We start from the raw sequence: 21,031 nt of genomic DNA, 5'->3' as shown, positions 1-21,031 counted from the left end.
AGGATTGATTAGCTTTAATAATATACACCTTAAACTTATCAAATTCCTGACCCTATGCCAATTGAAGAAGAATTTCAGGTTAGCGGCACCAATGACAAAGCCTTATTTACCTTAAAACTACACCGCGGCGAAGGCATGCTTCTGATAGCCATGAACTGGAAAACCGGCGAACCATCATTGGATTTTGTTGGCTTTGCCATAGAATATCAAGAACCTGGTGGCGACAAATTTTACGCTTTGAAAAACCGCTTGTCATTCCCCGGCAACACGGGCATGAATGCCAATCTTAAACTATCTACCCGGTTATCCCCCATACAAAAATTCCGTTGGGTGCATTTCCCGCGTAACGCAGAAATGACCGGCGAATTTATTTATCGCGTTACTCCGGTATTTATGAATACGCTTGGCGAGCTCAGCTATGGCGATTACCAGGAAGCCGCTATCGTACTGCAGCGCGAAACCTATCCGGGAATGCTCAACGTATCGTTTACACGCGGTTTTGTAGCTTCACAGGCATTTGTTGACAATTACGAACAATACGGCCCCATTAGCACCCTGCTGCCATCAAAAGCTAAACTGGGCCTCACTTTTAAACCAACTCATCCAAAAACCGCTGAGGCGCTAACCTGGATGGGCTTTGAGGCTCGTAGCACCCTCATCGAGGTGCTTACCAAAGCCGTTAATGACCCTAAGGCTAAGGTAGATGTAGTAGCCTATGATCTAAACGTACCAGACATCGTTGATCTGCTGGAGGCATTAGGCAAAAAACTGCGCCTGATCATCGATAATGATGGCGCACATGGTAAAAAAGACTCGGCTGAGCAACAAGCTGAAGACCGGTTAAAAGTTAGCGCTCTGGAAGTTAAAAGGCAACACATGGGGCAACTACAACACAACAAAACCATTATTGTGGATAGCCCCACCCTTAAACTGGTAGCTTGCGGCTCCACTAATTTTGCCTGGCGAGGCTTTTATGTACAAAACAACAATGCTATTATACTCACAGGCAAAACACCTGTAAAGCTTTTTCAGGCGGCCTTTAACCAATATTGGGCAAGTGACAAGGCAGCTGATTTTGGCGCTACAACCGCGGCCCAATGGCAGCCGCTTGAGCTAAAAGGCATAGATGCCCGTATAACCTTTTCCCCTCATGCTGCCAGCAACGCGGCATTGGATAGCATTGGTGCGGATATAGCCACTACCAAATCGAGTTTGTTTTACTCTATGGCATTTTTGTCGCAGATCACCGGACCGGTACGCAAGGCGCTTACTGATGTTACCCTGAACGAACATATTTTTGTTTATGGCATATCTGATAAAAAAGCCGGAGGGTTTGATCTCTTAACTCCCGATGGCAATTTCGCGCCGGTAAGTCCTGGCGCTTTGAGTAAGGATGTGCCCGAACCGTTCAAATCTGAACCTACCGGCGGCGGCGGTACCCGCATGCACCATAAATTTGTAGTAATTGATTTTAACCTGCCAACCGCCCGGGTTTACATGGGCTCATACAATTTTTCGCCTACTGCTGATAATAAAAATGGTGAGAACCTATTGTTGATCAAGAATCGCAAAATTGCCGTATCCTATATGATCGAGGCGCTGCGCATTTTTGATCATTACGAGTTCAGGGTAGCACAAAAAGATGCCAAAAAAGCACGCAAAAAGCTAAATCTGCAGCCCGCTCCTAAAAAAACAGGTGAGCTGCCCTGGTGGAAAGAAGATTATACCGACCCTATCAAAATCAAGGACAGGCTACTATTTGCATAGGCTTTTACAGAAACTCACAATAAAGAGCCATTTGCATTTTTAAACACTAAGCAAATGACTCTTTATTGTATTTACTTCTATACTCTAACGGTGATAGTCCGGTGATTTTCCGGAACAGTTCCCGAAATGCCTTTACATCAGCATAGCCCACTTCGTACATGGCCTCATTAATAGTTTTACGGCTGGTTTCAAATATCCTCTTTGCCGATTCTATTTTTACCCGCTGTAGGTATTCCAATGGAGTGTTCCCCGTAGCCTTAATAAACCTCCGGTCAAAATGCCTCCGGCCAACCGCAAACCTCGACGACAAATGTTCCACAGATATTTTTTCATTCAAATTATCTTCCATATACAGTTGCGCTTCTTTCACCATTTCATCGCCATGAAGCTTCTGTCCCTTAAATATGATAAATTCCGATTGACTTTGCCTGTCCATCTCGATCTGAAAAACTTTGGAGCAGTAAATGGCTGTTTGCCTGTCGTAATATTTCTCAACCAGATAAATCAGCAAATTCAAGAACGAGTAAGCGCCACCGTTGGTGTATATCCCGCCCTCATCGGTAATGAGCTTATCGGGTTGTAAATTCACTTCCGGGAACATTTTTCTGAACACATCAGCCACCGCCCAATGGGTTGAGCAGGTTTTACCATTCAATAAACCTGTTGACGCCAGCAAAAACGCTCCTGTACAAACGCTGGCTATTTCGGCGCCTTTTTTATTCTGCTCTGCAACCCAGGTTACCAATTCACTATTACCTTTTAAAGCGCTTTCATAGTTATGATTTAAGGATGGGATAATGATCAGATCGGTTTTCGTAATAGCCGATATATGGGTGTGCGGCTTTACGGTAAACAAGCCATCGTAAAACTCCACCTCCTTTGAAATGCCGGCCAATTCAATTTTAAATAATTCATTATGTCCGCTTGCTTTCCAATATTCGTTGGCCCTTGTCAGTATTTTATATGAACCTACAATACTGCTTAAGTTATTTGGCCCATCCGGAACGAGTATGGTGAGATGTTTCATGACTGAATTTTTTATAGTAAAGATAAAGTTTGCCGTTGTCCAAATCAACCCGTCACAAAGTCCATTTCACACCCTATCAATTGTTAATAAGGATGTTAACTTTATACTACCATTACAAACTTATAATTCAATAACAATTAAAGCTATGAAAAATCAGGATTTTACCGTTACCATTTTAGTAAGCCAAAGCCCCAAACAGGCATTAGATACTATCACCAATCTTCGCGGATGGTGGTCTGAAGAAATTCAGGGAGATACAGAAAAGCTAAACAATGAATTTATTTATCATTTCCAGGACGTTCATTACTGTAAGATGAAAATGATTGAGCTGGTTCCGGATCAAAGGGTGGTTTGGCTGGTGTTGGATAACTACTTCAAATTTACTGATGACCAAAACGAGTGGGTAAATACAAAGGTAATTTTTGATATTTCTGCAAAAAACGGCCAAACCGAGATCAAATTCACACATGAAGGCCTGGTTCCTGATCACGAATGCTATAACATATGCCACGATGCCTGGACAGGCTATATCACCGATAGTTTATATAATCTGATAACTACCGGTAAAGGAAAACCTAACAACAAAGAAGACGAAACCTTCAACGTCCAACTGGCTGAAAAATGGAAAAAGGAGAAACAGGGAGTGTAAATAACCATAAAATATCAAATCCCTTTTGATTTGATTAAAAGGGATTTGATAAATCTTAACCGGCTAATTCATTGTTTCGATAGCGCTAATGATATTAAACAAAGCTTCATTAACAGGGGTCGGCACATCAAACTTTTTACCCAGTTCAATAACCTGCCCGGCAAAAATACCCAGTTCACTTTTGCGTCCTGCCTCAATATCCTGCAGCATGGAGGTTTTACCTGCCGGGTTAAGCCCTTTTACAATCCCCAGAAAACCATCAATATCTGTTTGATCTACTCCAACGCCTGCTTTTTTGCCAATTGATAAAACCTCATTAGCAGCGGTTATCATCAATTTGCGTGCTTCTTCATTTTGCTGAAACACACCATAAGGTGCCTTAAGCACTGCCGAAGCTTGATTGATGCCTACATTCATCATAAACTTGGCCCACAAGGCTCTTTGCATATCCGCAGGGATCTTAAAAGGAATGTCGGCTTTTTCAAACAGTGTTTTTACAGCCGTAACCCGTTCCGAATAAACCTCATTACGCTTTTCCCCGAAATATATCCAGCCCGGAAATTTGTAATTAACGGTATTACCCATGCGCACCGCATCCATTCCTACTCCGTAGGCATATAACAAGTGTTCCATACCTATTTCTGCACCTATGATCTCTTCACTGGAAATGCCGTTTAACAGCGATATTACAACAGTATCCTGACCAACAAAGGGTTTAATATCCTGAATAGCGCTGCTAAGCTGATGCGATTTTACCGCTATGATGATCAGATCTGCAGGTGCAGGTACCTCATCATCTGATGATACATAAGTAAAATCGTAACGTTTGCCATTCACTATTATGCCATCCTGTTTAAATGCCGTTATCCGGTTAGCGTCAGCTATAATTTTTACAGATGCCGGATCCATATCATATAAACGGGCCGCGTATAAACTACCCAAAGCCCCCAACCCTAAAATATATACTGTAGCAATTTGTCCGTTTTTCATAGGCTTCAAAAATAGAATTATTAAAAATTCTGATTATCGGGGTAATGTAATTTGTCCTCTTTTAAAACATCCGGCTATCAGCTTATTTACTTAGATTTATAAGGTTGTCTGTTGATGTAAAACCTAATCCAATCAGCAAAAATGCAAGCTACTAACATTAATCAGGTTATTGACGCGTTGGAGGCCATCATTGCCGAAAGCATCAATACTAATAGCCGTGCAGGCTACTTCGCGGCCTTGTACTATAAAGTAACGGCAAGCGTGAGAGATGGCATTGCCAAAGGCCAGTTTGAGAACGGCCCCCGTATGGAAAAATTTGATGTACTGTTTGCCAACCGTTACCTTGATGCCTACACCGCATGGAAAAACAAACAACCACTCACCGGCTCCTGGCGTGCCGCTTTTGAAGTAACCGAAAAATCATCGGCATTGGTCTTGCAACAATTATTGCTGGGGATGAACGCGCACATTAACCTTGACCTCGGAATTGCCGCAGTTGAGGTATCCGGCGGTAATATGGATGGGGTTGAAAAAGATTTTGATGCCATTAACACCATCATATCGGCATTAACTTACGAGGTGATCAATGAAATCACCCGGGTATCGCCATTGTTATCCTTACTGGGGTTACACTCCTCCAACTACTCCATATTGATCCAGTTCAGCATAGGCAATGCCCGCGATGGTGCATGGTGCTTTGCTGAAGATCTGCTTAAAAAACAAAACACAAACGCTTATGCCGATTTTATTAACACCCGTGATAAAACCATTACCCAGCTGGCACAAGGCCTTGCACATGCCACCGGTATTATGCGGCTTACCCTCTGGATAATTCATGTTTTTGAGTGGAAAAAGCCTGCCCGAATTATTAAGGAATTACACGAATATCAAAAGGAAAAAATTGTGATCAACACGACAAATACCGCTCCTACCGATTAAAACGGGCCTTTTACCGTTTTGGACGTAACATTTGAACGGTTAAGCGCATCCAACAATTATAACCGGCTGATTGATAAACTGATTGTCGCAAAGCGCCCCGATAATTGTCGGATATGCCCATTTAACAATCAAAACACCGGCCGTACATTTGAATATAATATTATACAGATGAAAAACGCAAGCAACACACTCAGTCAAATACCACTACTCATCATGGCTATGATGACTACAAGCGCCATACATGCCCAAACTATTGATGCCGGGCAATACGCCAACGTAAACGGCATTAAAATGTACTATGAAGTACATGGCACTGGCAAACCACTGGTATTATTACATGGTGGTGGTTCAACCATTAAAACCAGCTTTGGCAAAATAATGCCTATTCTGGCTAAAACCCATCAGGTTATTGCCATAGAGCTACAGGCCCACGGCCATACCGGCGACAGGAATGCTCCCGTAACTTTTGCTCAGGATGCCAGCGATGTAGCGGAATTACTCAAACAACTCAATATACCTAAAGCCGATATTTTTGGTTTTAGCAACGGCGGCCAAACCGCTATTCAGCTGGCCCTTGATCACCCCAACAGAATAAATAAGCTCATCATCGCTTCGGCTTTTTACAAACGAGATGCAGCACCCGCGGCTTTCTGGGAAGGATTTAAAAATCCGCAATTCAGCAGTATGCCGCAGGTTTACAAGGATGAGTTTGCCAAAATAAACAGCGACCCGACAGCGCTTATGAACATGTTTAATAAAGATGCCCACCGCATGCTGATGTTTAAGGATTGGAGTGATGAGGAAATCAAATCGATACAAGCCCCTGCCCTGGTGGTAATTGGCGACAGGGACCTGGCCAGCCCGGAACACGCAGCACAAATGGCCCGTTTATTTCCGCATGGCAGGCTGGCCATATTACCCGGAGGCCACGGTGAATATTTTGGCGAAATGTATTTTCCGGATAAGGGGAGCAAAATACCGGAGCTATTTGCCGCCATTTTGGATGAGTTTTTAGCTGATGCTTAAAACAACATTGCATGCACTTTAATCAATTAATCAACCTTTAAAATATAGCAACATGTCATTTCAAGGATATCTAACCACTATCAAATCAAAGACAGGCAAAGGACCCGCGGATTTCAGAAAGCTGGCTGAAGAAAAAGGGTTCACCAAAAACGGCGAGCTGACACCCGCCACCAAAGCCGGCGATATTACCCAATGGCTCAAAGATGATTTTGAGCTGGGACACGGCCACGCTATGGCTATATACGCCCTGCTTAAAGGCATCAAAAATGAGGATAGCGAATAGGCATATACTTGATTCGGCTAAAGTCAGTCCTTATTACTCGGTCCCGTTGGCTAAAGCCAACGGCAATGAATAATATTCTGTATCGTTCATTTAAATGATATTGAATATTATTCATTCATGTAAGCTCTTTAAATGACACATCCTTCCCTAATATCTAAATTCATTGCCGTCCCATTTATGGGACGGATCAAATACCTACCAAGCCGGGCTTTAGCCCAATACCGCGTTTGGCCCATTTTTCAACAGTTATTGTGGTGTCGGCTTGGTTTGTCTACCTTTCGCCCCTTGTAATTTTTTTTGAAAGTACCTGCCCATGAAAGTAATCATTGCCGAAAAACCATCCGTAGCCCGGGAGATAGCCAAAGTATTTGGCGCTACCACCAAAAAAGATGGTTACATGGAGGGCAAAGGATACACTTTTACCTGGGCCTTCGGGCACCTCTTGCAGCTGGCGCCCCCCCAGGAATACGGCTTTTACGGCTGGAGCATACAAAATCTCCCCATGCTGCCGCCTAAGTTTAAGCTCAGCATCCGTAAAGTAAAAACCAAGGATGGCATTGTGGAAGACCCATCGGTAAAAAAACAGCTGGATACCATTAAAGGCCTTTTTGATGAGGCTACCGAAATTATTGTAGCAACGGATGCCGGGCGCGAGGGCGAGCTTATTTTCCGTTACATATACTATTATTTGAAATGCAAAAAGCCTTTTAAACGGCTTTGGATATCATCGCAAACAGACGAGGCTATTAAAGAAGGTTTTCGTAACCTGAAACCCGGCAGCGATTATGATACCCTGTTTAATTCGGCCCATTGCCGTTCACAGTCAGATTGGCTGGTGGGCATGAACGCTACGCAGGCGCTCAGCATATCGTCGGGCACACGCTCGATACTTTCCTTAGGCCGGGTGCAAACGCCTACCCTGGCCATGATCTGCTCGCGCTATATCGAAAATAAAAACTTTGTACCGCAGCTGTACTACCAGGTAAGCATTCAGGTGGATAAGGATGGACAGGTTTTCAAGGCTATCTCTGTTGATAGTTTTAAAAACAAAGAAGAAGCACAAACCGTGGTTGATAAGGTGGAAGATGTACCTTCCGGATTCCCGAATGGCGGCCATATTTTAAGTGTAGAGGCCAAACCGCGTAAGGAGCCGCCTCCCTTGCTGCATGATCTGAGCAGCCTGCAGCAGGAGGCCAATAAACGAAAGGGCTTCACCGCCGATCAAACCCTTACCCTGCTGCAAACCCTTTACGAAAACAAGCTGGTAACCTATCCACGTACCGGCAGTCGCTATATTGGCGACGATGTATTTGCTACCGTACCTGCGCTGATAGATAAATTTAAAGATCATCCGGATTTTGGCAAGCAAGCTACTTTTTTAACTACAGCCAAGCTTAATAAGCGCAGCGTAAATGCAAAAAAGGTAACCGATCACCACGCCATATTGCCTACCGGCGAAACACCACACCAATTATCCAACGACCTGCAGGCAGTTTACGACCTTGTTGCAGCCCGTATGCTGGAAGCTTTTCACCAGGAATGCATCAAGGAGATCACCAAGATCACGGTACAATCAGGAGCCATATTTACAGCCAGCGGAACGGTGATCAGCTCAGCTGGTTGGCGCGCGGTTTTAAATGAGCCCGACGAAGAAAAAAAGGATGAGGAAAATGCAAGCCTGCCAAAAGTACAACAGGACGAGCGCCTGCCGGTAACTGATAAAACCCTACTTGAGAAGCAAACCAAGCCAAAACCTTTATATAATGAGGCATCGCTGCTAAAGGCATTGGAAACAGCAGGAAAGGAAATAGAGGATGAGGAGCTGCGCTATGCCATGAAAGACAGTGGCCTGGGTACCCCCGCCACCCGTGCCTCAATCATAGAAACGCTGATCAAGCGGGATTATATTACCCGTGAGAAAAAGAACCTGGTACCTACCGAAACCGGACTGAATGTTTACCATGTAGTAAAAGATCAGAAAATTGCGCAGGCTGAACTTACCGGCAATTGGGAAAAGCGTTTGGAAGAAATAAGATCAGGTGCTTCAGTTAATGACTTTCAACAGGAAATAAAAACGTATACCCGCAACATTACAAATGAATTACTACAAGCCGGTAAAACTTTAATGGCGAAACGCAAAACCGAAGAAATTTTAAAGCCTTAATGCTCTAAAATTCTCACAATAATTACTAAATGGTTATTTGTTGGTAAAATTTTAGATAAAAAGTGGCTCTAACCTACCGGTCTACAGATATTTTTTTTATACTTGCGCTATCTATAAGGGCAAACGCTCTGTTTGCCAATTGTGATAAGGTTTAGGTTGAAAGTCCCCGGCGGCGAGCGCTTAGGGGACTTTCGTTTTATAGCCAAATATAATCATATGATTTAACAAATGATATTACCTTATTATTATTTTTTTTTATTATTTAATTTAAAATTTATCAATACCTAATACGCAGTAAATCAAGTACCTTTGAATAAACTATCACACAAAGGCGAATTGTAATATTATTATTACAAATGACAGCACCCATGAAATTTATAAAAAAGACATATTTTTTTTCACTGATATTCCTGCTATCGTTATCAGTTAATTCGCAGTTGCTGGCCCAGTCAAGGCTACAGCGATGGGACGACGGCGTCATGATCGATCTGCAAAACCAGCGCACGCCTGAACAAACCGGTATATTCCTGTTCCTGAGCAGAACACATCTCTATGGGGATATTGGCGTACCTGTGGGTTTACTGGCTGGGGGTATTATCGGTAATGATAAACAAATGCGGCAAAATTCCTTATACGTGGCAAGCAGCACAGTTTTAACAACCGGATTAACCTATTTAATTAAGCACATCGTAAAACGACCGCGCCCATTTGTTCAAAATATTAATATTGTGCCGGTTTACCGGGCGGGCAGTACTTCGTTTCCATCCGGGCATACTTCCAGCAGCTTTGCTACGGCAACTGCTTTATCACGTGCATACCCAAAATGGTATGTGATAGCCCCCGCGTTTTTATGGGCCGGTTCCGTAAGCTACTCGCGTATGTACCTGGGTGTACATTATCCTACAGATGTAGCGGCCGGAGCCGCATTGGGTGTAGGCTCAACCTTTATTTTGCAATCACTTAAAAAATAAGTTATTCTAAAATCAAAAGACTCGCCGTATTTCGGCGAGCCTTTTGATTTATAAGTATATTCCTGTTAATTAGCCGGTACCGTAATAGTTTTACGGGTAATGCTGTAAGCGCTGAAATAGCCCAGTACACCGCCGGTAATATTACTTTGAGGGTTTGATGGGGCGGCGTTGTTGCCATCGCCCGAGGCGCCGTTGGTTAAGCTGTAAAAGTATTTATAAACGGCTTTATCAATACATTCCATTTCAACTGTCAATTGCTTGCCAGTACGGATCTCGCGGGTTGGGGCATCATTATCATTGTTGAAATTCAAACGGCTGTTAACGGTTTGCCCATTGGTAAACTCATCCTCGTCAACAAAAATAGTTTTCTCTTTGATGTTGTCGATGTATTGTATAAAGCGATAATAGTTTTGGATGCCCGCAGGGTCTGTATATTTCACGGTAGCCAAGCGCTGTTTGGTTTTATCCTTATTGTTTGAAAACTCATCATCTACCACATAAATGCTATCCAGGGCAACCGGCTGCGGCATGGTACTTACTGATGTATAGGTTTTACCATCAAGCTTCACGGTTAAATTATAGGTGTGCCCCGGTATGCCTTTAAGGGCAAGGTTTTGATAAACTCCACTGCCTGTAGCATCAAATTGATAAACATTGCCATCACTCTCTACAGTTACCCGTGCACCGCTGATGCCTACAAAGCTGTTATCATCGGTAAAGTTTTTTGATTGGCTGATAAGTACTTTAGCGCCGCCGGTTTCGTCAGTTACGGTACCTTCTATCACGTATTGGGGTGCGCTGTTATCCAGTTTCAGGTCGATAGCTTTTTCGCAGGAACTGAACAAACCCAGCAGCAATAAGAAAGCAAAAAAACGTATAGTATGCATAGCCATTAAAATTTAAAGTTGTAAGTAATTGAGGGTACGTAGGTAAACAAAGTGGTTTTAACCGCTTCGGTCCGGTTAGGATCATCCTTGTTATCCCTGAAAAATATACGGTAGGCATTGCGGTTGCCATAAGCGTTGTACAAGCTAAAAGTAAGCTCCGAACTGTATTTCTTGGTTTTCTTTAACTGCTTGGTAGCCCCTAAATCAAGCCGGTTATAATCAGGCAATCTTGATCCGTTGCGGTTGGTGTATACATAATAGTTTACGCCATCAATCTGGTATTTACCGCTGGGATAGGTAACCGCGTCGCCGGTATAGTAAACAAAATTGGCCGATAGCGTCCACTTTTCATTCAGCTTATAAATGCCCACTAAGGCCAGGTCATGTGTTCTGTCTTGCCGGGCATTGTACCACTGGTTATTGTTAATGCCATCAATTAAACGTTCAGATTTTGATAACGTATAGCTCACCCAACCGGTTAAGCGCCCCACTTTTTTCTTGATCATAAACTCGGCGCCATAGGCTCTGCCCTTACCATACAGCAACTGCGTTTCTATTGGCTGGTTGGTGAATATATTAGCTCCGTTGCGGTAATCAACCTGGTTTTGCAGGCGTTTGTAATAAATTTCGGCAGTAAACTCATATTTATGCTCGGCCAAATCGCGGTAATAGCCTATCGAAAACTGGTCGGCCAGTTCAGGCTTGATTAGATTAGTACTGGCTACCCATTTATCTGTAGGAGAACCCGGTGTAGAATTGCTGATGAGATGCAGATTTTGAGCATTACGCGCGTAAGATGCCTTAACCGAACTGATATCATTCAGCTGGAAAGCGGCAGCCACACGCGGCTCCGGATTAACATAGGTTTTAACCACCTGGCCCGAGTTGTAATGCTTGGAGTCGGTAATATCACCATCGGCATTAACATTGTAAAAAGTACCTTCGCCCAAAACACTAAAGGCCGATAAGCGCAAGCCGTAGGTTAAACTGAAGCGGTCGGTAGCTTTCCAGGTATCGCTTATATAAGCCGCGTTATCAAAGGCGTAACGAGTTTCAAGCTTTTGAGATATAATACCCGAATTACCGGTGGCCGATATTTCGCCCGGTTTAATGGTATGATAGATGCTGTTTAAACCAAAACTCAGGGAATGATCGCCGCCGATGTCATATTGCATATCCTCCTTAAAGTTCCAATCATGGATACGAGAGGTGATGTTGTAATTATTTACATCCTGTTTCAGTTTGATCTCATAATCGTAATTGCTGTAAATGAACGACGTGTTAGAGAAAAAGCGGTTATTAAAAATATGGTTCCAGCGCAGGGTGGCTGTGGTGTTACCCCAGTTAATGCCGTTCACATTATCAACCGACAGCACATCTTTACCAAAGTACCCTGAAACATACAGGCGGTCCTTATCGCCTAAAATATAGTTGGCTTTAGCATTGATATCATAAAAATACAGCTGGCTGCGGTTGATCATGGTATCCTTTGAAAACTTCAGGAACGCGTCGGCATAAGTGCGACGGGCCGATATCAGGAATGATGATTTTCCCTTTTGAATAGGCCCTTCCACATTAAGCCTTGCCGCAATTACACCTATACCACCGCTAACGCCAAATTGCTGGTTATTACCATCGTTCATTTTAATATCTACTACCGATGACAATCTGCCGCCATACTGGGCCGGCATATCGCCTTTGTAGATATTTACATTTTTAATGGCATCAGAATTAAAGGTAGAGAAGAAACCAAGCAAGTGCGACGCATTATAAACCGTAGCCTCATCAAGCAGCAGCAAATTTTGATCGGTAGCGCCACCACGCACATAAAAGCCACCACTACCCTCTCCTGCCGATTTAATACCGGGCAGCAGTTGTATGGTTTTGATCACATCATGCTCGCCCAGCAATACAGGCACATTGTTTATTTCTTTGATGCTCAGCTTTTCAACACCCATTTGCGGGCTTTTCAAATCGCGGCCGCCCTGCGGGGTAGCGGTTATAGTAACGGTTTGCAACTCCTGCGCGTTATCCTCCAGCGCTATGTTCAGTCGTTTATCTGCCGTAAGCGAAATGGGTATAACCATAGTTTTTTGCCCAACGGCGCTAACGATCAACTGATGATCGCCGGCGGGCAGTGTTAACGAATAAAAGCCATAGCCATTGGTGCTGGTCCCCTGCGCGCCGTTAGCCACACGAACCGTAGCACCAATCATGGTTTCACCAGACTGCTTTGATGTAATTGTTCCGCTTATGGTGTACTTTCCTGTTACCGGATTTGCCGCCGGGCCGGCGCCAGACTTTTTTATTTTCATCGCGTCGTAACGGATCAGGATATCCTGGTCCAGTTCGGTAAAAACATAGGGGTAAGCGGCCAGCGCCACTTCAAGCACCTGCCGCAGGCTTTGCCCCTTAGCATTAATGGTAATTTTAACATCACTGGAAGCCACTGCCTCGTTATAGGTAAAGCGCACACCGCTGGCTGCGGTAAGCTGATCAAGCGCCTGTTTTAAAGGCACATTGTTTAAATTAATGGTAACCGTTTTATCTAAAGGCGATTGGGCGAATACCGGCTTACTGCTCACAGCGGCCATTAATACCATGCAGAAAAATATTCTTAAAAACTGTTGGAGCTTCATTAAGGGATAAATCAGGTTTGAGAACCTCGGCGGTCCGTTTTTTTTCATAAATTTAAGGAGTTTAATATTAAGCGGTCATTAGTTTTCGAAGGCAATGACCTGTAAGTAAGTTAAATGTATGCCCGGTTCCATTTGCCGAACCGGGCTTTTTTTATAGATGTATGCAGGGTGAGCTCTAAAAGTTCATAAGTTATTAGTTGTGAAAAGATAAAATTGAATGTGTTTTTATGGATGTAAGAGGTAAGTTCCATTTTGAATTTCCCAGCGCACTTCCATCACAGCGCATAATTTGTCAAGCGTATGCTCAACAGGTACAGTGGTTTGCAAACGACCATAAAATGCTTTTGCCGACAACTTTGGTGATAAGCTGATCCGGATACCATACTGAATTTCCAACTCATGAGTTACATCCTGTAAGGATGCGCCCTTGAAATCAAAAACACCCTTACGCTGATCCAAGAATTTAGCGGCATTAGGATAAGCTTCTTTTACCAGTTTGCCTGTAGCTTTTTGATAAATTGTTCGTTGGTTCGCAGTTACCATTTCGGCGGTTCTGCTGTTTTGGGATGATACACCTACCTTGCCGCTCACCACCGTAACCTCAATGGATGCAGTACGCGCGTAGGCCTGTATATCAAAACTGGTTCCTAATACTACCGTTTTTACCGCGCCTGATTGTATCACAAATGGATGATCGGCATCATGAACAACTTCAAAATAAGCCTCACCTTCAATATTTACATTACGTTGTTTGCCCCTGAATTGATCAGGGTAGCTAATAGTACTTGAAGGACTGAGCCATACCTTTGAACCATCTGCCAGGGTAAGTTGCTTATATTGTCTGGCTGTACTCGTAAACTGCACCTGCTGTACCGGATCAACAACATTTAATATAGGTTCACGGAAAAACAAACCAAGGCCGATAGCCAGTATAACAACAGCAGCGGCGGCAAGACTACGCCATAATGGGAATATTTTTGCTGAGCGGGCAGGCTGCTCGTCTATTTGCTCATTGATACGGTTTAAAATAGAGGCGCCAATCTGCTCTTTATTGGTATGGCGACTATTGGTTATCAGCAGCTCTTCGTCATTAAAATCAGCATACCACTCCTCAAACCTCAACTTTTCATCGGGTGTAAGTGTACCTGCCAGCCATTTATGGGCAAGTTCATCGGGGTTAAAGCTTTTATTGTTCATACCTGCTTTGGGTGTCTGTTTAGTATATAGTCAACCAATGCACCCTTTACCCTTAGTGGTAAATGAAAAATATTTTAATTATTGTTAGATAGCAAAGATAATTTACAACTATCAAGCTATCGTTACAACTGGCCAAGCCCCTAACCAATCTTTTTATAAAGAATAAACTTTAAAATATCATGAATGAAAAAAAATTAAATTACTCGCTTCTTAAACTTTTTACCGGATTGGCCATAGCGGCTTTTATAGCATGCGAGCTAACGGTAAACATCGCAAATGCAATAGCTGTTGAACCGGCAATAACAAAAGCCCAAGCATTGATCTGTATCCTGTAACTGAATGCCATTAGCCATTTATTCATCATATACCAGGCTACAGGAGAAGCAATCAGAATAGATATGACCACAAGTATTAAAAAATCGCCGGTTAGTAATTTCGTAATACCCGGTACGCTGGCACCAAGTACCTTACGGATACCAATCTCTTTTGTTCTTTGCTCTGCAATAAATGCCGCCAACCCGAATAACCCTAAACAAGCTACAAATATGGCCAGTAATGAAAATACAGTTACCGTTTTTGCCATATGTTCTTCAGATACATATAAGCTTTGTATATGATTGTCTAAAAATTCATAGTCAAAACTTGTGTCAGGCATATCGGTCTTGAAAGCCCCCTGCACATGTTGCATAAAACGGGTAAGGTTTACTGCATTATACCGGATCAGTAAGATTTTCTTTGATTCAGGTGCCTTATTCATTTCATAATAAATATAGCCGCCTATCTCATTTTTAAGCGATTGATAGTTAAAATCTTTAACCACGCCAGTAACAATAGATTTGCCCATCATCTCATTGCTGATGCTTTTTCCGACAGCATCCTCCGGCGACTTAAAGCCAAGGTATTTTGATACCGCTTCATTTATTAATACATAGCAATTGGTGTCGTTGTGTGCCAAAACCTGCGGCAATGAACTGCCCGCCAATAGTTGCAGCTGCATAGTTTTAACAATTGTACCATCCGTATGGCATGTTTTTACCGTCATACCTTCTTTATCTGTCGATAACCTCTTTATACTTCTCCCGCTTTCCATATCTCCGGGAATGGATTGAACTGCCGAGACGCTTTCAACCCCGATTATACTACGCAAATCATTGATGATGGCCGCCATCTGATTATTTTGTGCCGACGCAATATTAACCGCAACAACACCTTTAGGATTATAGCCCAGATCCTTGTTCCTGATATAATGGATCTGTTGAAGGATCACCATAACGGCGACAATCAGAACGATAGAAGATGCAAATTGAAATACTACCAGTGACCGGCGGATAAAATCGGCAACAGAATGTTTTAATTTCAGTTTATTCATTAAAACCAATGGCGAAATCCGGGACATGGAGAATGCCGGATAACTGCCTGCAATAATGGTTACAAACAGCCATGTTATTAACAGGCTTAATAAAATTGGAACAGCAAAAAATGCCGATACATTTAATTCAATACCGGTAATATTTTGAAATACCGTCCGTAATATCAAAGCCAGAACATAGCCAATAACAATTGCTATCAATGATAACAAAGCAGTTTCGGCATAAAAAAGCGCAAGCAAATGGTGCCTGTCAGCACCCAGCACTTTGTTAACACCTACGCCTTTTGCACGTTTTTGTGAACGGGCGGTAGCCAGGTTCATATAGTTGATGCAGGCAATAAGCAGAACCAGAAATGACAGGAACATCAGTGCCTTAACCGTCCTGATATTACCCATCCTACCTGAATAACCCTCCCGGATATCGGCAGAATAAAGGTGAATGCTTGTTAGAGGCTGTAATACAAAGTTGGTAAAGTATTTATCCTCTTTTTTTACATTTTTATCAATAAGCGCGGTGGCAACTGCTTGCACACGCTGAACATTTGCCCCGGATTGCAACAGGCAGTAAGTTTCATAACTGGCGTTACTCCAGTAAACAGTTTTTCCGGCCCATGAATCCATAATATTATAAATCATATCGCAGTCAATGGTACTGTTAGCCGGCATATCGGCATAAACACCCGAAACGTGCAAGGTATCTTGGTTATTCACATAAATGATCTTACCTAATGCCGGCCCTTTGCCATATAATCTTTCTTTTGCTGACTGGGAAAGCACAATAGATTTTGGCTGTACAAACGCGGCGCGGGCATTACCCTCTGAAAATCTAATGTCGAACATATTGAACACTGTCGAATCGGCCATATACAAACCTTTTTCGGTAAAGTTTTTGTCATCAGTCTTTAATGATACTTTAGCCCCGAAATCATGCCTGATCAATCTGGTCATAGCTTTTACCTGCGGAATAACCTGAACCATAGCCGGCCCAACCGAATTGGGTAACTGCGCCCAAAGTTTGTAATTAAACTGAGCTGTGGTTTGCATGTTTACACGGTAAATATTTTTTGAGTTTTTGTACATGCGGTCAAAACTCAGCTCGTACGAAATACAGGCAAACAGCGTAATACATACGCACATACCAATAGCCAATCCGCCAATATTAAGCGATGTAAAAAGTTTATTTGCAATAATGTTTCGCCAAGCTATTTTTAAATAATTTTGTATCATATTTCAATTCAAAAGCATATGTTACAACTATTTTGCAAAGCCTAATCCTGTTTTATAATTAACTGTAAAACAAAATATTGCAATTGAATTAACTACAGTAACTGTTCGTATGCGATACACCGTCTGTTCGTTTTTGATACACTGCAATCTTATATGTCAGTATAAAAGAAATATGATATTTAACGGATTTTAATAGTAAGTAAATGCATCAGAAAATTGAACACATTAACGCTTAATTATTTTTCAAGCAGGTATATCAGCAATGGAACAGATATATGCAGTGTTTGGCGGAGCGTGCTCAGTGCTTTGGTCATATGTGCCTCTACGGTTTTTTCGGCAATGTTCAATTCGGCGGCTATTTCGGCATTGGTCTTTTGTTCTTCACGACTGAGCAGAAAAACTATCCGGCATTTCTCGGGCAATTTATTGATGCTCTGCTCCAACTGACTACGTAACTCTTTTTCAGACAGCCACTGGCTGGTACTATCCTCTTCACGCGGCGCGCTAATGGATAAATGATCAATGTGCCGCTTTTTGCGATATTGCTTGTCCAGGTGATTAATAATGCGGTACTTAACAGCCACCGATAAATAAGTACTCACGGCATGGGTAAGCTGTAAGGTAGCCCGGCGCTGCCAAAGGCTCAAAAATACTTCCTGTACTGCTTCTTCGGCCTCGTGCTCATCATCTAAACGGTTCATGGCCACGGTAAAAAGCTTATCCCAATAGCGGTTATACAGCTCCGTAAACGCCAACCGGTCGCCCTTTTGGATCAATTCCAATAATTGGTGATCTGTGGTTGTTGTTTCTGGTTGGGGTTGCTCCATATAATTGGTAAGACTATCACCCACCGTATTCGTTACACGGCAGACTGCAAGTTTACAAGAAATCTCAGATACCAAAGTAAACGCATAAGCTTTAGCTGTTATTTTACTTAATAATGTAATTAAAATAAATTACCGCATCGTTTCTCGTTTTTTTGAGAACTTAGCTTTGAAAAATATATATGATTAAGTGAAAAAAATAATTTGCTTCATATCTATATTACTATCATTATCAACACAATTATTCGGTTCTACCGAACCGCGTGTTTCCTTATTAATTTGTGGTAAGGGGAATGACCTGTATTCTATATTTGGACATTCTGCTATTCGGATAAAATGCGACACCAGCGATGTAGTTTTTAATTTTGGCACCTTTGATACGGATACCCCTAACTTTGGATTTAAATTTATCAGAGGCGACTTAAACTACGCTCTTTCAAAAGATAGCTTTCATGCTTTTTTTGATGAGTATGTTAGTGAGTCGCGAAGTGTAACCGAATATCCCATTTTACTCAACTCAACCGATGCATTAAAACTAAACAACTCCCTGGAAGCTATTTACAATAATGCCACCGAAAGGGTTTATAAATATCAATTTCTTACAGATAACTGTTCCACCAGGATCTATACTTTACTCCAAGCTAATAGTAACTCCTTTAATTGGCCAACAAACATTTATAAAACCACATTTAGAGAATCGATCAATATCAGTTTAAATAACAGCCCAGTATCGAGATTTGGTATCAATATTCTTTTAGGGGCCTTAGGCGAAACGCAATTGAACTCGACTACGAATGTTTTTCTGCCCGATTCACTTGTTACAGAGCTATCTGAAGTTTCAGCTCAATACAGCCACCAATCTATGCTTGGCGCACCAAATATTCTTTTTGATAAACAGAGTAAACGATCAAATAGCTATCTCTTAGAAATTATAATAGTGATGGCCCTGGCTTGTATAATGATTTGGTCAAATTTTAAGTCACAAGCAATTATCAATCTGGCTATTGGTAGTTTATTGATAGGCTTAATGCTATGGAGTTTACGCGCTGAGTTTAAGCTTAATTACACCATCTTGATTTTTAATCCGATAGATATACTGCTTGTTTATAAACTTGGCAACTACAAAGGCTTTATTCTGACTTCTCTTCTTTTCAATTCATTATATATTTTATTGTACTTCTTCTTTAAAATAGATTACCCTCCACTCTTAGTACTAAATTTTTTCATTTTGTTGTACAAATTGAAGCAATATATGATAGATACAACCGTAACCGGGCCAAAGCACCGTTCCTATTTAGAGATTATCAAAAACTAATATTTTACAGATTATATTTTCCCAGTCAGGCAACCAAACCGGGTTTTCACAACGTATTGGAGTTATAAACCATTTACTATAAACCAATTAATTACTCCCTTACTATGAAATTACCAAAAAATTTACCCCTCGCCATCGCTGGCGTTGCTTTTATGTTTACCAGCTGGTCATGCTCCAAAAAAAGCAACAATAATGACACGCCCAACATGCCTGGCAATGCTGTTAAACTGGCCTCAAACTCAACGTTCGGCAGTATCATGACCGATGAAAAAGGAAAAACGCTTTACTTTTTTGCTATAGATGCCAACGGAAAATCGGGCTGTAGCGGCGGTTGCTTAACCGTATGGCCGCTTTTTTACCAGGAAAACCTAACGTTGGATAATGGTCTCGACCAAAAAGATTTCGGCACCATCACCCGCGACGATGGCTCTAAACAAAACACCTACAAAGGCTGGCCGCTTTATTATTATAAGGATGATGCCAAAGCAGGCGATGTTAAAGGCGATAAAGTAGAAGACACCTGGTTTGTAGCCAAGCCCGATTACACCGTAATGGTTGCCAATGCGCAATTATTAGGTGTAGACAATGTGAAATACAACCACTTGTTTCAACCCGGAACCGAGCTAACCCAATACATCACCGACGATCACGGGCAAACGCTGTACTCATTTAGTAAAGACAAAGCCAAAACAAATACCTTTACCGTTGCCAACTTGAGTAACAATACGGTTTGGCCTATTGATACCGTGAAAACCATTCAAAATGTACCATCTATATTAGATAAAAGCCAGTTTGAGGTGATCACCGTTTTCGGGAAACAACAACTTACCTACAAAGGCTGGCCATTATATTACTTCGGCCAGGATATGGGCGTGCGCGGCAGTAACAAAGGCATAGCCTTCCCTAAGCCCGGAGGTATTTGGCAATATGCCAATGCCGCATCGGTAGCTGCACCTGCTAATTAAAAACATTCATAACAAAAAACGGGCAAGGGATTAAATCCCTTGCCCGTTTTTTGTTTAAGCTTAACTGTGCCTATAAATGCAGTTCGTAGCTGAAGCTATCTGGTTTAGAGTATACCGTGTATTGTGGCAGCGGTTTTGGTCCGCAGGAGTTTGAACCAACACCCATCGTATGCGCGCTGATAGTTAATACAGTAGCTTTACTTTTCGGCAGATCAATCTTGTATTCTACCGGCTCCATCTCTTCATCACTGTGAGGTTGCGCCGAAACCTGCAGTAATCCTCCGTTACGTTTAACCATTAAGGCGGTACCATTTTTCCCGCTTAGCTTAGCCCAGCGAATATCTTCATGGTTACCATTCTCCATCGGTTTTTCGTAAGGAGTAACTTGTTGCTGAACCGTGCTGGAATAAACACCTACATCAAAACCGCTTTTACGGTCGTTGTAGTTTTCCATTGGTCCACGGCCGAAATAAGCAAACTGGTCCATATCTGTTTTCAGGAAAAGGCGCACGCCCAGGCGGGCTAATACCACATCAGGGCTGCTGAATGAAACATCATTATCAGCCTTAATAACACCGTTACCGGTTATAGTATAAGTAACTTTATGGTGAACGGTGAAGCCTTGTTTACCAGTACCTGTAAGGCTGGCGGTAATTACAACTTTACCTTTGGCTTCCTGTACAGCGTTAACATTATCGGCTACCCAGGTAATGGTTTTGATGCCATTTTTTACCCAGCCTTTATCGGCCCACATATCATCGTTACGGTGAGGGGCACGCCATAAGTGCAGCA

Annotated in this window: 16 protein-coding genes and 1 pseudogene; 9 read left to right on the top strand and 8 right to left on the bottom strand. The window is 42.3% G+C overall.

Annotated features, from left to right (window positions below; translation table 11 throughout):
- Window positions 1–54 precede the first annotated feature (54 nt).
- Window positions 55–1,767 carry a phospholipase D-like domain-containing protein gene (locus AAGC65_RS14340; protein WP_343113148.1) on the top strand — a complete coding sequence of 571 codons (1,713 nt, stop codon included), beginning with the start codon at window positions 55–57 and terminating at the stop codon, window positions 1,765–1,767.
- A gap of 46 nt (window positions 1,768–1,813) precedes the next feature.
- Here the strand turns inward: AAGC65_RS14340 and AAGC65_RS14335 are convergent, their stop codons facing one another.
- Window positions 1,814–2,794 carry a helix-turn-helix domain-containing protein gene (locus AAGC65_RS14335; RefSeq protein WP_343113147.1) on the bottom strand — a complete coding sequence of 327 codons (981 nt, stop codon included), beginning with the start codon at window positions 2,792–2,794 and terminating at the stop codon, window positions 1,814–1,816.
- A gap of 145 nt (window positions 2,795–2,939) precedes the next feature.
- Between AAGC65_RS14335 and AAGC65_RS14330 the strand changes: the two genes are divergently transcribed.
- Window positions 2,940–3,443 (top strand): SRPBCC domain-containing protein, encoded by a 504-nt coding sequence (locus AAGC65_RS14330; RefSeq protein ID WP_343113146.1) that lies wholly within the window; start codon window positions 2,940–2,942, stop codon window positions 3,441–3,443.
- Window positions 3,444–3,506: 63 nt separating this feature from the next.
- Here AAGC65_RS14330 and AAGC65_RS14325 read toward each other — a convergent pair whose 3' ends face one another.
- Window positions 3,507–4,433, bottom strand: coding sequence for a ketopantoate reductase family protein (locus AAGC65_RS14325; RefSeq protein WP_343113145.1), 927 nt, complete (start codon window positions 4,431–4,433; stop codon window positions 3,507–3,509).
- A 141-nt stretch (window positions 4,434–4,574) separates the two neighbouring features.
- On the opposite strand from AAGC65_RS14325, the gene AAGC65_RS14320 reads away from it, so the two are divergent.
- From AAGC65_RS14320 to AAGC65_RS14300, 5 genes are all read left to right on the top strand, one after another.
- Window positions 4,575–5,372 (top strand): DUF5995 family protein, encoded by a 798-nt coding sequence (locus tag AAGC65_RS14320; protein ID WP_343113144.1) that lies wholly within the window; start codon window positions 4,575–4,577, stop codon window positions 5,370–5,372.
- Window positions 5,373–5,540: 168 nt separating this feature from the next.
- On the top strand, window positions 5,541–6,398 hold the full coding sequence (locus tag AAGC65_RS14315; protein ID WP_343113143.1) for an alpha/beta hydrolase: 858 nt from the start codon (window positions 5,541–5,543) through the stop codon (window positions 6,396–6,398).
- Between the two features lie 52 nt (window positions 6,399–6,450).
- Window positions 6,451–6,681: a DUF4287 domain-containing protein gene (locus AAGC65_RS14310; RefSeq protein ID WP_343113142.1), complete on the top strand. Its 231-nt coding sequence runs from the start codon at window positions 6,451–6,453 to the stop codon at window positions 6,679–6,681.
- A gap of 313 nt (window positions 6,682–6,994) precedes the next feature.
- Window positions 6,995–8,845, top strand: coding sequence for a DNA topoisomerase 3 (locus AAGC65_RS14305; protein ID WP_343113141.1), 1,851 nt, complete (start codon window positions 6,995–6,997; stop codon window positions 8,843–8,845).
- Between the two features lie 368 nt (window positions 8,846–9,213).
- Entirely contained in the window at window positions 9,214–9,816 is a 603-nt protein-coding gene (locus AAGC65_RS14300; RefSeq protein WP_343113140.1) for a phosphatase PAP2 family protein, read from the top strand.
- 65 nt (window positions 9,817–9,881) lie between these two features.
- Here AAGC65_RS14300 and AAGC65_RS14295 read toward each other — a convergent pair whose 3' ends face one another.
- The 5 genes from AAGC65_RS14295 to AAGC65_RS14275 all read right to left on the bottom strand — a co-directional run bounded on the left by AAGC65_RS14295 (window position 9,882) and on the right by AAGC65_RS14275 (window position 17,962).
- Window positions 9,882–10,703: a DUF4249 domain-containing protein gene (locus AAGC65_RS14295; RefSeq protein ID WP_343113139.1), complete on the bottom strand. Its 822-nt coding sequence runs from the start codon at window positions 10,701–10,703 to the stop codon at window positions 9,882–9,884.
- Window positions 10,704–10,708: 5 nt separating this feature from the next.
- A complete protein-coding gene (locus tag AAGC65_RS14290) occupies window positions 10,709–13,390 on the bottom strand; it encodes a TonB-dependent receptor (protein WP_343113138.1) in 2,682 nt (893 codons plus the stop codon).
- A gap of 177 nt (window positions 13,391–13,567) precedes the next feature.
- Complete coding sequence (locus AAGC65_RS14285) at window positions 13,568–14,539, bottom strand: FecR domain-containing protein (protein WP_343113137.1); 972 nt, start codon at window positions 14,537–14,539, stop codon at window positions 13,568–13,570.
- 199 nt (window positions 14,540–14,738) lie between these two features.
- Window positions 14,739–17,135, bottom strand: coding sequence for an FtsX-like permease family protein (locus AAGC65_RS14280; protein WP_343113136.1), 2,397 nt, complete (start codon window positions 17,133–17,135; stop codon window positions 14,739–14,741).
- 236 nt (window positions 17,136–17,371) lie between these two features.
- The gene (locus AAGC65_RS14275; RefSeq protein WP_343113135.1) at window positions 17,372–17,962 is read right to left on the bottom strand and encodes an RNA polymerase sigma-70 factor; all 591 of its coding nucleotides are present in this window, start codon (window positions 17,960–17,962) and stop codon (window positions 17,372–17,374) included.
- 187 nt (window positions 17,963–18,149) lie between these two features.
- Between AAGC65_RS14275 and AAGC65_RS14270 the strand changes: the two genes are divergently transcribed.
- Together AAGC65_RS14270 and AAGC65_RS14265 are read left to right on the top strand one after the other, a co-directional pair.
- A complete protein-coding gene (locus AAGC65_RS14270) occupies window positions 18,150–19,274 on the top strand; it encodes a DUF4105 domain-containing protein (RefSeq protein ID WP_343113134.1) in 1,125 nt (374 codons plus the stop codon).
- A 104-nt stretch (window positions 19,275–19,378) separates the two neighbouring features.
- On the top strand, window positions 19,379–20,239 hold the full coding sequence (locus AAGC65_RS14265; protein ID WP_343113133.1) for a hypothetical protein: 861 nt from the start codon (window positions 19,379–19,381) through the stop codon (window positions 20,237–20,239).
- A gap of 70 nt (window positions 20,240–20,309) precedes the next feature.
- Here the strand turns inward: AAGC65_RS14265 and AAGC65_RS14260 are convergent.
- Window positions 20,310–21,031: pseudogene (locus tag AAGC65_RS14260) on the bottom strand (beta-galactosidase small subunit); the annotation flags it as partial.

The organism is Mucilaginibacter sp. (assembly GCF_039207105.1).
Classification (GTDB): Bacteria; Bacteroidota; Bacteroidia; order Sphingobacteriales; family Sphingobacteriaceae; genus Mucilaginibacter.
This window is presented reverse-complemented; position numbering and strand designations above follow the sequence as displayed.